The 15,001-nt window shown below is 64.8% G+C and carries 14 protein-coding genes; 8 read left to right on the top strand and 6 right to left on the bottom strand.

Annotated features, from left to right (window positions below; all coding sequences use genetic code 11):
- Window positions 1–963, top strand: coding sequence for an L-carnitine dehydrogenase (locus ACUXV1_RS20740; RefSeq protein WP_446016379.1), 963 nt, complete (start codon window positions 1–3; stop codon window positions 961–963).
- Window positions 956–1,426, top strand: coding sequence for a thioesterase family protein (locus ACUXV1_RS20735; protein WP_446016380.1), 471 nt, complete (start codon window positions 956–958; stop codon window positions 1,424–1,426). The genes ACUXV1_RS20740 and ACUXV1_RS20735 overlap by 8 nt, the downstream gene beginning before the upstream one ends.
- 49 nt (window positions 1,427–1,475) lie before the next feature.
- Here the strand turns inward: ACUXV1_RS20735 and ACUXV1_RS20730 are convergent, their stop codons facing one another.
- Window positions 1,476–2,411 (bottom strand): GlxA family transcriptional regulator, encoded by a 936-nt coding sequence (locus ACUXV1_RS20730; RefSeq protein ID WP_446016381.1) that lies wholly within the window; start codon window positions 2,409–2,411, stop codon window positions 1,476–1,478.
- Between the two features lie 345 nt (window positions 2,412–2,756).
- Here ACUXV1_RS20730 and ACUXV1_RS20725 point away from each other — a divergent pair, with 345 nt between their 5' ends.
- The 6 genes from ACUXV1_RS20725 to ACUXV1_RS20700 all read left to right on the top strand — a co-directional run bounded on the left by ACUXV1_RS20725 (window position 2,757) and on the right by ACUXV1_RS20700 (window position 8,328).
- Window positions 2,757–3,464 carry a substrate-binding periplasmic protein gene (locus ACUXV1_RS20725; RefSeq protein ID WP_143330333.1) on the top strand — a complete coding sequence of 236 codons (708 nt, stop codon included), beginning with the start codon at window positions 2,757–2,759 and terminating at the stop codon, window positions 3,462–3,464.
- 461 nt (window positions 3,465–3,925) lie between these two features.
- Window positions 3,926–5,047: a Re/Si-specific NAD(P)(+) transhydrogenase subunit alpha gene (locus ACUXV1_RS20720; protein ID WP_446016382.1), complete on the top strand. Its 1,122-nt coding sequence runs from the start codon at window positions 3,926–3,928 to the stop codon at window positions 5,045–5,047.
- A 10-nt stretch (window positions 5,048–5,057) separates the two neighbouring features.
- Window positions 5,058–5,354: a proton-translocating transhydrogenase family protein gene (locus ACUXV1_RS20715; protein ID WP_446016383.1), complete on the top strand. Its 297-nt coding sequence runs from the start codon at window positions 5,058–5,060 to the stop codon at window positions 5,352–5,354.
- 9 nt (window positions 5,355–5,363) lie between these two features.
- Window positions 5,364–6,740 (top strand): NAD(P)(+) transhydrogenase (Re/Si-specific) subunit beta, encoded by a 1,377-nt coding sequence (locus ACUXV1_RS20710; protein ID WP_043639174.1) that lies wholly within the window; start codon window positions 5,364–5,366, stop codon window positions 6,738–6,740.
- A gap of 173 nt (window positions 6,741–6,913) precedes the next feature.
- The gene (locus tag ACUXV1_RS20705) at window positions 6,914–7,585 is read left to right on the top strand and encodes an META and DUF4377 domain-containing protein (RefSeq protein WP_043639171.1); all 672 of its coding nucleotides are present in this window, start codon (window positions 6,914–6,916) and stop codon (window positions 7,583–7,585) included.
- A gap of 65 nt (window positions 7,586–7,650) precedes the next feature.
- Window positions 7,651–8,328 (top strand): DUF4377 domain-containing protein, encoded by a 678-nt coding sequence (locus ACUXV1_RS20700; RefSeq protein ID WP_446016384.1) that lies wholly within the window; start codon window positions 7,651–7,653, stop codon window positions 8,326–8,328.
- Between the two features lie 196 nt (window positions 8,329–8,524).
- Here the strand turns inward: ACUXV1_RS20700 and pgi are convergent, their stop codons facing one another.
- The 5 genes from pgi to zwf all read right to left on the bottom strand — a co-directional run bounded on the left by pgi (window position 8,525) and on the right by zwf (window position 14,754).
- Entirely contained in the window at window positions 8,525–10,183 is a 1,659-nt protein-coding gene (gene pgi, locus ACUXV1_RS20695; RefSeq protein WP_043639165.1) for a glucose-6-phosphate isomerase, read from the bottom strand.
- Window positions 10,184–10,188: 5 nt separating this feature from the next.
- Window positions 10,189–11,040, bottom strand: coding sequence for a transcriptional regulator HexR (gene hexR, locus ACUXV1_RS20690; protein ID WP_019103156.1), 852 nt, complete (start codon window positions 11,038–11,040; stop codon window positions 10,189–10,191).
- Between the two features lie 4 nt (window positions 11,041–11,044).
- Window positions 11,045–12,070, bottom strand: coding sequence for a glucokinase (locus ACUXV1_RS20685; RefSeq protein WP_194427253.1), 1,026 nt, complete (start codon window positions 12,068–12,070; stop codon window positions 11,045–11,047).
- Window positions 12,051–12,728, bottom strand: coding sequence for a 6-phosphogluconolactonase (gene pgl, locus ACUXV1_RS20680; protein WP_043639158.1), 678 nt, complete (start codon window positions 12,726–12,728; stop codon window positions 12,051–12,053). Before pgl ends, ACUXV1_RS20685 begins: the two co-directional genes overlap by 20 nt.
- A gap of 547 nt (window positions 12,729–13,275) precedes the next feature.
- A complete protein-coding gene (zwf, locus tag ACUXV1_RS20675; protein ID WP_446016385.1) occupies window positions 13,276–14,754 on the bottom strand; it encodes a glucose-6-phosphate dehydrogenase in 1,479 nt (492 codons plus the stop codon).
- Window positions 14,755–15,001: the final 247 nt, after the last annotated feature.

The following is a 15,001-nucleotide window of genomic DNA, read 5'->3' as shown; positions in this document are numbered from 1 at the left end:
ATGTACCGTACCGACATCGCCACCTTCGGCGTGCTGGGCGCCGGCGTCATCGGCGGCGGCTGGGCCTGCCGCGCGCTGGCGGCTGGCCGTGACGTGCTGGCCTGGGACCCCGCGCCGCAGGCCGAAGCACGTCTGCGCGCCCAAGTGGAGCGCGCCTGGCCGGCGCTGGAACGCCGCGGCCTGGCCGCCGGCGCCGCGCCCGAGCGGCTGCGCTTCGTTTCCCGGCTGGAAGACTGCGCCGCCGCCGCCGACTTCATCCAGGAAAGCGCGCCGGAAACGCTGGCGCTGAAACAGGAGCTGCATCGCCGCGCCGATGCGGCCGCGCCGGAGACGGTCATCATCGCCTCCTCCACCTCCGGCCTGCTGCCTTCCGAGTTTTACCAGGACGTCCGCCGACCGGCGCGCTGCGTGGTGGGCCACCCCTTCAATCCGGTCTATCTGCTGCCACTGGTCGAGGTGCTGGGCGGACGCGACACCGCGCCGCAGGCGCTGGATGCCGCCGAACGCGTCTATACGGCGCAGGGCATGCGGCCGCTGCGCGTGCGCCACGAGGTGCCCGGCTTCATCGCCGACCGGCTGCTGGAGGCCCTGTGGCGGGAAGCGCTGCACCTAGTCAACGACGGCGTGGCCACCACCGGCGAAATCGACGACGCCATCCGCTTCGGCGCCGGCCTGCGCTGGGCCTTCATGGGTACCTTCCAGACTTACGCCCTAGCCGGCGGCGAAGCCGGCATGCGCCACTTTCTGAGCCAGTTCGGCCCGGCGCTGCAACTGCCCTGGACCCGGCTACCGGCGCCGGACTTGAGCGAAGCGCTGATAGATCGGGTGGTGGACGGTTGCGCGCGCCAGCTGGGTCAGCGCTCCATCGCCGATCTGGAGCGCTATCGCGACGACTGCCTGATTGGAATCATGGAAGCGGTGGCGGCCGCCAAGCGCAAGCATGGACTGGCCGCGCATGAATAAACGCCTCGTCCTGCTCCACGCGCAAACGCGGCCGGAATGGCTGGACTACAACGGTCACGTCCGCGACGCGTATTACCTGCTGGTGTTCAGCCACGCGGTGGACGCGCTGATGGAGCGCATCGGCATGGACGCCACGGCGCGTGAGCGCGGCGGCCACACCCTATACACGGCGGAGCTGCATCTGCGCTATCTGCGCGAAATCCGCCAACAAGCCGAGCTGCGGGTGGAGGGCCGGCTGCTGGACCACGACGCCAAGCGGCTGCGGCTCTATCTGAGCCTGCATCGCGACGAGGAGGCCGACGCCGCGGCCGGCTGCGAGCTGATGCTGCTCAATGTGGACCCCGAGCGGGGCCGGAGCGCGCCGTTCTCAGCGCCGGTGCGGCACAGCTTGGACGCGCTGGCGCGTCGACAAGCCGGCCTGCCCTGGCCCGAGGACTGCGGCCGCCGCATCGAGATGCGCTGAGAACCTGTTACGTGCCCGCCGCGCTATTGAACAAGCGCTGGAAAGCGGCTCACGCCTCGCGCCGCTCCGTTCCCGGCGCGCAGCCGAAGCGGCGGCGATAGGCGCGCGCGAAGTAACTAGCGGACTCGAAGCCGCACGCCGCGCTGACCTGGGTGACGTTGAGCCCGCTCTGGCGCAGCAAGCGCTGCCCGTGTTCCAGGCGCAGGCCCAGGTAAAAGACATTGGGCGCCGCGCCCAACTGGGCGCGGAACAAGCGTTGCAGCTGACGCGCCGTCACGCCCACCCCGGCCGCCAAGGCCGCGCTGTCCAACGGCGCGTCCATATGTTTTTCCATCAGGGCCAGGGCCTGGATCAATTTGCGGCTGTGCACACCGTAACGCGCGCCCAGCTCCAGCCGTTGATGATCGCTCTGGGCGCGGATGCGCCCCAGCACGAATTGCTCCGAAACCTGCACCGCCAGATCATGGCCATGGCTGCGCGCCATCAAGGCCAGCATCATGTCGATGGAGGCGGTGCCGCCGGCGGAACTGATGCGCCGCGGCCCCAGTTCGTAAAGCTCCTGCGTGGCATTGAGCAAGGGATAGCGCTCGCGGAACGCCGGCAGCGCCTCCCAGTGCAGGGTCAGCCGCTGCTGCCGGAACAGTCCGGCCTCGGCCAGGATGAAACAGCCGGTATCGATGCCGCCCAGCACCCGACCGGCGGCGTCCTGACCGCGCAGCCAGGCCAGCAGGCCGGCGCCGCCGTGGCGCAGCGGATGAAAACCGGCCACCACCAACACCGCGTCGGCCGCCTCCGACTCGCCCCAGGCGCCGTGCGCCGCCAAGGACATGCCGTTGCTGGCGACCACCGGCCGGCCATCGGCGCTCAACAGCCGCCAGCGATAGGCACCGCCGTGAAAGCGGTTGGCCACGCGCAAGGGCTCGGTGGCCGCCAGCAAACCCAGCATGGAAAACTCGGGCAGCAGCACAAAGCTGAAATCCCGCATGCTCAGCCCTCCTCCGCGGCGATGATGAAACCCATGGCGCGCCTTCGTTAAACATGTTTACAATCAACAGCCTACCGTTCTTCGATTGAAAACGGCAAGCCGACGCGCGGCGCTCCACGCCGATCCGCGCCGCGCCAGCCAATGGGACAGGTTGCCAATGCGGACATTTCCAATACCATACTGTTTTCATGGTTTTTTTCGGAACGGTGAATTTTCCCGCCCGTGCCGCGCCCAGCCGTCCGATAATGGCTCTCTGGCTACAGTCGGCTGCGTGGGGCCGCCGACGCCCGTTCGCATCTGTGCATCATTGTGAAACTCAAGTCCCTTTTGGCTCTGGCCTGCCTGATGGCAGGCATGCAGTGCGCGGCGGCGGAGCCGGCACTGGTCTTCGCCTACAATCTGTTCCCGCCCTGGAAGACCATGGACGCGCACGGCGCGCCTCAAGGCCCGTACACCGAGCTGATGCGCGAGATGGCCAGGCGCGCCAAGCTGAGGCTGGTCTTCCTCCCCTGCCCGCTGACCCGCTGTCTTCAATACCTGCGCCAGGGCAAGGCGGATGTGGTGATCGGGGTGAAAAGCACCCCGGCCCGCCGCGAGTTCATCGACTTCATCGACCCCGCCTTCGCCTCCGGCAGCCGTCTAGCCTTGTATCAGCGCGCCGACGACCCGCGGCCGCTGCGCAGTTATCGTCAGCTCTACCCCTTTCTGATCGGCGTGGAGGAGGGCGTGCGCTACCAGGATGAATTCGACAGCGACCTGCGCGTGCGGCGCGAGCCGGCCCCGTCGCTGGACTCCAACTTCCGCAAGCTCAAGGCCGGCCGCATTGACGCCTTGATCGCCGATGAACGCCAAACCGCCGAGCTGGCCGCCAGCTCCGAATTCCGCCAATACGTAAAGCGCGCGCCGCTGCTGCTGTATTCCCCGGAACCGCGCCGCATCGGCCTGTCCCCGCGCTCTCCGCACAAGCGCCGCATCGCCAGGGCGATGCGCTCCATGTTGCAGGACGGCACCGTGGAGCGGTTATTGGCGGAAGCGTCGCGGCCGGCTTTCTAGCCGGCCCTCCGTCGCGCGCGCGCAACAGCCAACGCCGGCCGCCGCGGGCGCTCGCCCTGGCTGGCAACTGGCGCATGGCGCAGCTTTACAAGCCGCGCCATCAACGCTAGTGTCCTGCATAAGCCTTGCCGGCAGCATATGCGCGTCGACCGGCCGTACTTGCCTCCGCGCCTTGTTCCGCCTGCCCGCCCGTGGCTGCTTCGCCGTCTTTCTTCCGCATTTCCGCTCCAACAGCCGTTGACTGGCCTCTGTCTGATTCACGTCACATCGCTGCTGTAGGGTTTTGCTAGCATCCGGCCCTTTATCCGTCGAAATTGTCCGACGGTATACGGTCGGCAATATAAGTGTTGCGCGGAAAAATCCCGCATGCCTTTAATTGAATTCAAACGCTCGTTCGATTTTCGCCGCACGGGCGTTCGCTATCTGGAATCTTTGTTATCTAATCGCAGGAAAGGAAGACCATGCATATCGCTATCCCAGCCGAGAGGCTGGCCGGTGAACACCGCGTGGCCGCAACGCCGGACACGGTGAAGAAACTCGTGGCCGGCGGCCACGCCGTCACGGTGGAAAGCGGCGCGGGCCTCGCGGCCGCGCAGCCGGACGCGGCCTATCAGGACGCCGGAGCCGCCATCGCGGCGGACCGCGCCGCGGCGCTGGCCCAGGCCGACATCGTGCTGACGGTGCGCCCGCTGGACGAGGACGGCATTGCCGCGCTGAAGGACGGCGCGGTGCTGATCGGCCAGCTCAACCCCTATCACAACCACAATCTGCCGGCGCTGGCCGCCAAACGCGTCTCCGCCTTCGCGCTGGAATTGCTGCCGCGCAGCACCCGCGCGCAGAGCATGGATGTGCTCTCCAGCCAGAACAATATCGCCGGCTACCGCGCGGTGCTGCTGGCCACCCAGCACTATCCGCGCTTCATGCCCATGCTGATGACCGCGGCCGGCACGGTGAAGCCGGCCCGGCTGCTGATTCTGGGCGTGGGCGTGGCCGGCCTGCAGGCCATTGCCACCGGCAAGCGCCTGGGCGCGGTGGTGGAGGCCTTCGACGTGCGTCCGGCCACCAAGGAACAGGTGGAGTCGCTGGGCGCCAAGTTCATCGAAGTGCCGATGAGCGAAGAAGAGAAAATGGCCAATAGCGGCGTTTACGCCAAGGAAATGTCCGAGAGCTATCGCCAGCGCCAGGGCGAACTGGTGGCCAAACACGCCAAGGCGGCGGACATCGTGATCACCACCGCGTTGATCCCGGGAAAACCGGCGCCCAAGCTGCTGTCGGCCGAGGTGGTGGAGGCGATGAAGCCGGGCTCGGTCATCGTGGACCTGGCGGCGGAAACCGGCGGAAACTGCGCGCTGACCCGCCCCGGCGAAACCGTGCGCCTGGACAACGGCGTCACCGTGGTCGGCCAGACCAATCTGCCCGGCCTGCTGGCGGCGGACGCCTCCAGCCTGTACGCCAAGAACCTGCTGACCTTCCTCGGCCTGCTGCTGACGCAGGAAGGCCTGAACCTCAATCTGGAAGACGAGCTCCTGTCCGCCACGCTGGTGACCCACGCCGGCCAGGTCCGCTTCCCCGCCGCCGATTAAGGAGAACAAGATGGTAGATCCCTTCATCACCAGCCTCACCGTCTTCGTGCTGGCCGTCTTCGTCGGCTACCACGTGGTCTGGAACGTCACCCCCGCGCTGCACACCCCGCTGATGGCGGTGACCAACGCCATTTCCGGCATCATCATCGTCGGCGCCATGCTGCAGGCGGTGGACATCAACGGTTCCGAAATCACCCTCACGTCAGTGTTGGGCACCATCGGCATCTTCCTCGCCAGCATCAACATCTTCGGGGGCTTCCTGGTCACCCAGAGGATGCTGGACATGTTCAAGAAAAAGAAGAAATAAGGGACCAAGATGGAAAACCTGTCCGCAATTCTTTATCTCATCGCCGCGGTGTTGTTCATCCTGGCGCTCAAGGGGCTGTCCAGTCCGGCCTCCGCCTTGCGCGGCAACCTCTACGGCATGATAGGGATGCTCATCGCCGTGGCCACCACCTTGCTGATCATGGACAAACCGGTGCTGGCGCTGATCGCGTCCGCCATTGTCGCCGGCGGCGCCATCGGCGCGTGGAAGGCCAAGACCGTGCAGATGACCGGCATGCCGGAACTGGTGGCGGCGATGCATTCGCTGGTGGGCCTGTCCGCGGTGCTGATCGCGGTGGCGGCCATCTTTCACAGCGGCGTGGAGCACACCCAGGTGCAAAAGGTGGAGCTGTTCATCGGCGCCTTCATCGGCGCGATCACCTTCACCGCCTCGGTGATCGCCTACGGCAAGCTGTCCGGGCGCTTCGGCTCCAAAGCCGTGAACTTCAAAGGCCAACACCTGCTTAATCTGCTGCTGGCCGTCGCCATGGTTGGCTTTGGCGTGGTGTATTTCCTCAGCGACAGCCAGGCCGCCTTCCTGACCATGCTGGCCATCGCGCTGGCGCTGGGCGTGACACTGATCATTCCGATCGGCGGCGCCGACATGCCGGTAGTGGTGTCCATGCTCAACTCCTACTCCGGCTGGGCGGCCGCCGGCATCGGCTTCACGTTGAACAACCCGGTGCTGATCATCGCCGGCGCTTGCGTCGGCGCTTCCGGCGCTATTCTGTCCTACATCATGTGCAAGGCCATGAACCGCTCCATCATCGCGGTGCTGCTGGGCGGCTTCGGCGCCGAGGCGGCCACGGGGGGCGGTGCCGGCGACAGCGGGCCCAAGAACCACAAATCCGGCTCCCCAGAGGACGCCGCCTTCCTGATGGCCAACGCCGACAGCGTGATCATCGTCCCCGGCTACGGCCTGGCGGTGTCGCGCGCTCAGCACGCCTTGCAGGAGTTTGCCGAAATCCTGCACCAGAAGGGCGTCAACGTGCGCTACGCCATCCACCCTGTGGCGGGCCGGATGCCGGGCCATATGAACGTGCTGCTGGCCGAGGCCGAGGTGCCCTACGAGCAGGTGCAGGAGATGGAGGAGATCAACTCCGACTTCTCCAACACCGACGTGGTGCTGGTGATAGGCGCCAACGATGTGGTCAACCCGGCCGCGCAGAAGGACAAAACCAGCCCGATCTACGGCATGCCCATCCTGGACGCGCACAAATCGCGCAGCGTGATCGTGGTCAAACGCTCGATGAACGCCGGCTACGCCGGTCTGGACAACGAGTTGTTCTATATGGACAAGACCATGATGGTGTTCGGCGACGCCAAGAAAGTGGTGGAGGAGTTGCTCAGGGGAGTGGAGCAGCTATAGCGCATCAAGCATGCCCATGGCATTTCAAAACCGTCCAATGTTTTAAGCTTGGGCGGTTTTTTGTTTCCGTCTATTTCGAGCCCCGCTTTTCCGCGCCGCCCTGCTTCACAAGCGGCGGTTATCAGGTGTATTGTAAACAAATATTAGTTTTTGTTTATACATGGAGTATGGCAATGCAAAATACTGGCTTCTCCGCCCGGCGCCTGGCTGCGCTCTGGCTGGGCGCGCTGGCCTTGCCGCTGCCGGCGCTGGCCATGCCCAATCTGCAGGGAACCGAATGGCAGATGGTGGAACCCGCGCCCGCGGGCCAGCCGCCCACCGTGGCCTTCCAACCGGGCAAGATGACCGGCTTCGCCGGCTGCAACCGCTTCATCCGCACCGTTGACGCTCAGGGCAAGGCGCAGGTGGCCACCACCCGCATGGCCTGCCGGCCGCCGCTGATGGAGATGGAGCAGCACTTCATCGCCTTCCTCTCCAGCCCCTTCCGCGTGCTGCCGGACGGCCGCGCGCAGAAGCTGGTGCTGAAATCGGAACGCGCCGAGTACCGCTTCGTGCGCTTGACGCCTAACCCCGACCCGACGGCCCAGCCGGCCAAGCTGCAATACCTGTACGTGGCGCCTGAACGCCAGGCCTGCCACAACGGCGAAGCCACGCGCGACTGCCTTCAGGTGCGCGAACGCGCCGAGCAAAACTGGCGGCCGTTGCAAGGCGAAATCGCCGGCTTCCACCCCAAGCCCGGCGTCAGCTACTACATTAAGCTGAAACCGGCGGCGCAGGCCGACGCCGGCTCGCGCTGGACGCTGGAACGCATCGTCTACAGCGAGGAAGTCAGCAAGCTACGCTGAACTCTAGAGAACGGCGGGCGCTCCAAGAGCATCCCGTCCCTGCCCTTAACCACGGAACATCGATAATGAAAAAATCTCTTTTGCTCGCCGCACTGACCGCAGCCGCCCTGAGCGCCTGTGCCACCCCGCAAACCGGAGCCAAAATGGACGCTCAAGCGGATATCAAACTGGACGCGCTGGCCGGCCAATGGAAACAGGCCGCCGCCGAGCACACGATCACCCTGAGCTTCAAGGACGGCAGCGTGTCCGCCCGCGCCGGCTGCAACGGCATGTTCGGCCCGGTGTCGCTGGAAAGCGGCAAGCTGGTCAGCGGCCAACTGGGCAGCACGCTGATGATGTGTCCGCCGGAAGCGATGGAGCGGGACCGCGCGCTGGCCGCCTTCCTGGGCGCCAAGCCCGCGGTGAAGCTGGACGGTGACAAGCTGACGCTGCAAGCCGGCGACAAGACGCTGAGCTTTGACCGCCAGCCCTCGCTGGAAGGCGGCCTCACCCGCTTCGTCTATGTGGCGGCCGAACGCAAGCCCTGCACCGGCGTGGCTCCAATGCAATGCCTGCAGGTCCGCGAAAGCAAGGACCAACCGTGGCAGTTGCACTACGGCGAGATCGAGGGTTTCAAACCGGAGCCGGGCATCGCCTACCGCCTGCGCCTGAAGGAATTCAAAGTGGCGAATCCGCCGGCCGACGCCTCGTCCATCCGCTGGGTGCTGGACATGGTGGTGGAGCAGGAAATCGTCAAGAAATAAAGCCTATTCACGATCTCGCGAGCTAAGGCGGGACAAGGAGAAAACGGCCGAGAAAGCGGAGTGCACACAGGGTGCCTGAGCATTTCGAGGCGGTTTTCAACGCGGTATTGCCGCCCGCAACGGATCGTGCGCAGCGGCGAGATCCAAACAAAACGCGAGGCCGAGGCCTCGCGTTTTGTTTGGGCCGGCGTCCGGCTCAGCACTTGCAGTCGTCGGCGTTGACCTGACGGTACAGCTCGATCAACCGCCGGGTGGAGCTGTCGTGTTCGGCGTGCTGGAGCTTGCCGGTCAGCTCGGCGTGTATGGTCTTGGCCAGCTGCTTGCCCAGCTCCACGCCCCACTGGTCGAAGCTGTTGATGTGCCAGATCACGCCCTGCACGAAGATCTTGTGCTCGTACAGCGCAATCAAGGAGCCCAGATTGCGCGGGTTCAAGCGGCTCATCAGCAAGGTGTTGGTGGGCCGGTTGCCGCCGAACACCTTGTGCGGCACCAGCGCTTCCAGCGCCTCGCCCTTGAGGCCCTGCTCCTTCAGCTCTGCGCGCACCTCGTCCGCGGTCTTGCCGCGCATGAAGGCCTCGGCCTGGGCAAACACGTTGGCCAGCAGGATTTCATGGTGGCCGGGCAGGCTGGAACAGTTTTGCACCGAGGCAATCAGGTCGATCGGCGAAATATGGGTGCCTTGATGCAAGAGCTGGAAGAAGGCGTGCTGGCCGTTGATGCCGGTCTCGCCCCAGATAATGGGAGCGGTTTCGAAGTTCACCGGCTGGCCGTCCAGCATCACCTGCTTGCCGTTGGACTCCATGTCCAGTTGCTGGATGAAGGCCGGCAGGCGGTGCAGGTATTGATCGTAAGGCGCGATCACATGGCTGCCGCCGCCGTAGAAATTGATGTACCAGACCCCAATCATGGCCAGCAGCACCGGCATGTTCTGTTCGAACGGCGCGTTTCTGAAATGCTGGTCCATGATGTGGGCGCCGTTGAGGAGTTCGGTGAAGTTCTCCTCGCCCAGGTAGAGCATGATGGGCAGGCCGATGGCCGACCACAGGCTGTAGCGGCCGCCCACCCAGTCCCAGAATTCGAACATGTTCGACGGGTCGATGCCGAAATCCGCCACCGCCTTCTGGTTGGTGGACACCGCCACGAAGTGCTTGGCCACCGCGCTTTCATCGCGCGAGCGCTGCAAGAACCAGTCGCGCGCGGTCAGCGCGTTGGTCAGCGTCTCTTGAGTGGTGAAGGTCTTGGACTCCACCACGAACAGCGTGGTCTCGGAATGGACCTTTTTCAGGGTTTCCTTGAGTTGGGCGCCGTCCACATTGGAGACGAAGTGCATGTTCAGCCGCGGGTGGCCGAAAGGCTTGAGCGCGCTACAGACCATCAACGGGCCCAGATCCGAGCCACCGATGCCGATGTTGACGATGTCGGTGATGGGCTGGTTGGTATAGCCCAGCCATTCGCCGGAACGCACCGCGTGAGCAAACTTGCCCATGCGCTCCAGCACCGAGTTGACCTTGGGCATCACGTCCTCGCCGTCCACATGGATGGGCGAGTTGGTGCGGTTGCGCAGCGCCACGTGCAGCACTGCGCGGTTTTCGGTGCTGTTGAGCTTCTCGCCCTTGAACATGGCCTTGATCTTGGCCGGCAGCCCGGACTCGCGCGCCAGCTGCATCAAGCCCTTCAGGGTCTCATCGGTGATGCGGTTCTTGGAATAGTCGAGGAACAGGCCGCCCACCTCCAGCGCATAGCGCTCCGCCCGCTCCGGATCGGCGGCGAACAAATCGCGCATGTGCTGGTGCTTGGCCTCGGCAAAATGGTCCCATAGTGCCTGCCAGGCCGGCAGTTCGGTCAGTTCGCTCATGATGGTCAATCCTCTTCGGTTTTGTTGTCCAGCCTTCGGTTCTTCAGGCTGTGCTTGGTTTTTTCCAGCTGGCTGATCAGGCCCGGCCCGCGCTTGAGCGCCACGCTCACCGCCAGGATGTCGATCTGCACCAGATGCACGATGCGCGAAATCATCGGGCTGTAGGTTTCATTGTCTTCCAATGTGTCGGCGATCAAGGCCACGGTGGCGCGGCGCGCCAGCGGCGAACCGCTGGTGGTCAGCGCCACCACGCTGGCGCCGGCGGACAAGGCCACGTCCACGGCTTCCAGCAACTCCAGCGTGCGGCCGGAGCTGGAGATCGCCACCAGCACATCGCCCGGCCCCAGCACCGACGCCGCCATCATCTGAATGTGGGTGTCGGAATAGGCGACGGTGGGAATGCCGAAGCGGAAGAATTTGTGCTGGGCGTCCGCGGCGATGATGCCGGAGTTGCCCAGGCCGTAGAACTCGATGCGGCGCGCGTCGGTCAGCAGCCTCACCGCGGATTCTATCGACTGCGGATTGACGTCGTTGCGGCACTTGAGCAGCGCGGACACGGTGTTGTCGAATACCTTGGCGACGATTTCCGAGGTTGGATCTTCAGGGCGCACGCTGGAGTGCACATAGGGCACGCCGGTGACCAGGCTGCCGGCCAGCTTCAGTTTGAAGTCCGGCAGGCCGGAACAGCCCACGGTGCGGCAAAAGCGGATCACGGTGGGCTGGCTGACGCCGGCGTTCTTGGCGATGTCGGCCACCGCCGCCTGGATCACGGTGTAAGGCTGCTCCAGCACCAGCTCGGCCACTTTGCGCTCGGCCGAGGACAGGATCTCCAATTGGCTCCTGATACGTTCAAGCATGTATTTACTCTCCTGCCGCGCCGTCGTCAGGATGCGCCCGGGGTCGGGCGCGGGCGCTCGCCAGTTCGGCCGCCAGATGGGCGGCCACGCCCGGCAAAGCCGGGTAGGAGCTGACGATCAGATAGACCGGAATCGCGGCCAGATAGCCGGACATCCGTCCCTTATCCTCGAAGCGGCGGCGGAATGGTGATTGTTCAAAAAAACCGCGTAGACGCGGCACGATACCACCACCTAGATACACGCCGCCACGGGCGCCGAGATTCAGGGCCAGATTTGCCGCCGCGCCGCCCAGCATGCCGCAGAACACTTCCAGGGTTTCGCGGCAGCGCGGACAAGCTCCGGACAGGCCGCGCGCGGTGACCTCGGCCGGGTCCAACACCGCGGCCGTTTCGCCTGCGCGTTCGCACAAGGCTTGGTAAATCAACGGGATACCGGATCCAGACAGCAGCCGTTCGGCGGATACGTGGCCAAAGCGCCGCATCGCGTGCCGCCAGATATCGGCCTCCCGCTCGTCAAACGGAGCGAAACCGACGTGACCGCCCTCGCCGGACAAGGGCGCGTAGCCGCCCGGGTAGGGAATCAGCGCCGACACGCCCAGGCCGGTGCCGGGACCGATCAGCGCCATCGGCGCGCCGGCCTCCGCCTCGCCGCCGCCGATGCGCAGCAGTTCGCTCGCCGGCAAATGCGGCAAGGCCAGCGCCAGCGCGGTGAAATCGTTGATCACCCGCAGCGTGGTCAGGCCCAGCGCCCGGCGCGTAGCCTCAATGGAAAACGCCCAGTGATGATTGGTCATCTGCACCCAGTCGCCCAACACCGGGTTGGCGATGCCGAAAGCGGCATGGGCGACCGCTCGCGCGCCGGCCAGGTCCAGATAAGCGCGGATCGCGTCCAACAGCGTGGGGTAGCCGGCGCAAGGCAGCACCTCGATGTCCTCGATCACGCCGGGCGCGGTTTCCAGCGCAAAGCGGGCGTTGCTGCCGCCGATATCGGCCAGCAGCCGCGGCCATTGCTCAGGCAGACCAGTAGACATCCAGCTCCACCTTGTTCTGGGCCAGGAAATGGCTGATGGGCAACGCGTCGCTGACGCCCTTGGCGGCGGCGTCCAGCACCTGGCGCTTCTTGTCGCCCTGGATGGACAGAATCAGACAACCGGCGCGCAGCAACGCGGCGTAGCTCATCGAGATCCGGCGGTGCGGCGCGGTCTTGGGCGTCACCGCCAGGAAGGCCGCGGCGGAGGCCGGGTCCAACCCGGCCGCCAGCTCGTCGGCGCCGGGGAATAGCGAGGCGGTGTGGCCGTCCTCGCCCATGCCCAGGATGGCGACGGTGGGCGGCGCAAATCCGGCGTTGGCGCGCGCCACCTCAGCGTCGATGTCCGCGGCGTCTTCCACCAGGGGGAGGAAACGCGCCTCCACGGCGCGGTCGCGCAGCAAGTGGGCGCGCACCAGCGCGGCGTTGCTGTCCGGATGGCTGTCCGGCACAAAACGCTCGTCCACCAGGGTGACAGTCACCTTGGACCAGTCTATCGCCATGGTGCTGAGCATGTGGAAAAAGGGAATCGGCGATTTGCCGCCGGACACCGCCAACACGGCGGCGCCCTGACTGGCGATGGCGGCGCCCAGCCTGGCGGCCACGCTATTGGCCAGCGCGGTGGACTGTTGCTCGCTATCGGAAAATTCTACGCAGTTCATCAGCGGCGCTCCGCGGGTAAAAAATTAAAATCAAACATCGCAGCGTTCGAGTTCGAAACGCGCTGCAAAACAGTCAGCATGGCGCAGCCATCGTCCATCGTCGCGAGCGCCTCAAGGTCGAAGCGAGTAGTACAGCCGTACAAGTAGTACGGCGAGCACCGCAGCATTCGAGATCGAGACGCGCAACAAACGGTCAGCATGGGACAGCCATCGTCGCGAGCGCCTCGAGATTGAAGCGAGACGCGCAGCCGTACAAATAGTACGGCGAGCACCGCAGCATTCGAGATCGAGACGCGTAGCAAACGGTCAGCATGGGACATCCATCGTCGCGAGCGCCTCAAGGTCGAAGCGAGTAGCGCAGCCGTACAAATAGTACGGCGAGCACCGCAGCATTCGAGATCGAGACGCGTAGCAAACGGTCAGCATGGGACATCCATCGTCGCGAGCGCCTCGAGGTCGAAGCGAGAAGCGCAGCCGTACAAGTAGTACGGCGAGCACCGCAGCATTCGAGATCGAGACGCGTAGCAGATGGATGCCTCCATGCGGCTTAGCATTCCTCGTGCCAGCCTATCCCATCGCGCGATAACAAAGCACTGGACGCCGCCGGACCCCAGGTGCCGGCGGTGTACTGCTTGGGCGGCAGGTTGCTGCTGCGGCTCCAGGCGTCCATGATGGGCTCCACCCAGCGCCAGGCCTCGATCAGCTCGTCGCGGCGCATGAAGAGGGCCAACTTGCCGCGGATCACGTCCAGCAGCAGGCGCTCGTAGGCATCGGCGCGGCGCACCTTGAAGGCTTTGTAGAAGTCCAGGTCGAGGTAGGCCGGTTGCAGGCGCATGGTGTCGCCGGGTTCCTTGGCCAGGAAGTACAGGCGGATGCTTTCTTCCGGTTGCAAGCGGATCACCAGCCGGTTGGCGGTGTGGCTGCCGCTCATCGGGCCATTGAACAGCTGGTGCGGCACGTCGCGGAAGTTGATGACGATTTCGGCCAGCCGCTCCTGCATCCGTTTGCCGGTGCGCAGGAAGAAGGGCACGCCGGCCCAGCGCCAGTTGTCGATCTCGGCCTTGAGCGCGACGAAGGTTTCGGTCTGGCTGTCGGCAGGGATGCCCTGCTCGCTCAAATAGCCCACCACAGGCTGGCCGCCCACGGCGCCGGCCTTGTACTGGCCGCGCACGGTCTTGGCCGCCACGTCCTGCTCGCTGAACGGGCGCAGCGCCTTCAGCACCTTGAGCTTCTCGTCGCGCACCGCGTCAGCTTCCATATTGGCCGGCGGCTCCATCGCCACAATGCACAGCAGTTGCAGCAGGTGGTTCTGCACCATGTCGCGCAGCGCGCCGGTGCCGTCGTAGAAGTCGCCGCGGCTGCCCACGCCCAGGTCTTCGGAGATGGTGATCTGCACGTCGTGTATCCATTCGCGCCGCCACAGGGGTTCGAACAGCGCGTTGGCGAAGCGGATCGCCATCAGGTTTTGCACCGATTCCTTGCCCAGGTAATGGTCGATCCGGTACAGCTGCTCTTCCTTGAAGAAGCGCGCCACGTCGTCGTTGATCTCGTTGGAGGAGTCCAGATCCGTGCCCAGCGGCTTTTCCAACACCACGCGCACGTTGTCGCTATTGAGACCCACCGTCGCCAGGTTCTCGCAGATGCCGGCGAACAGATTGGGCGCGGTGGCCAGATAACAGACCACCACGCGGCCGTCGTCGCCCTTGAGCTTATCCGCCAGCGCCGGGAAGTCCCGCGGCTGGGAGGCGTCCACTTTCAGGTATTCAATCCGCGCACAGAAGCTGTCCCAGGCGGCGGCGTCGAAATGGGCTTTAACGTGCTGGCGCGAGTTCTTCTCGACAAAGGCCAGGTAGTCGTCGCGGCTCAGTTCCTTGCGGCCCAGCGCCAGGATGCGGCCCTGCTGATTGAGCAGACCGGCCGCGTGCGCCTGATACAAGGAGGGCAGCAGCTTGCGCATCACTAGATCGCCGGCGCCGCCGAACAACACCATATCGAAGGCCGGGGTTGGCGTAGTACGGGTATCCATCCTGATCTTCCATCTCGAGATGTTTGTAGATGTAGTTATATTACCACCAGCATTTACCTTGTCCATGTCATCCCGCTGACGCAGGCCGCTTTTGCAACACCTTTTGCCTCAAAGCAAACAATTCGCTCAATCGCTGCAACGGCGGGTGTTGCCCAGCGCCGCCGGGCGTATCATGGCGAGACGGCGCTGGAGCGCGTCTTGCATTTTGAGTGTAGTAAAACTACTATCAACCCACTTCAACACGGAA

Source organism: Chromobacterium sp. W521 (genome assembly GCF_052805975.1).
Note: the sequence above shows the minus strand (reverse complement) of the source record. Positions and strands in the feature narration are given on the sequence as shown.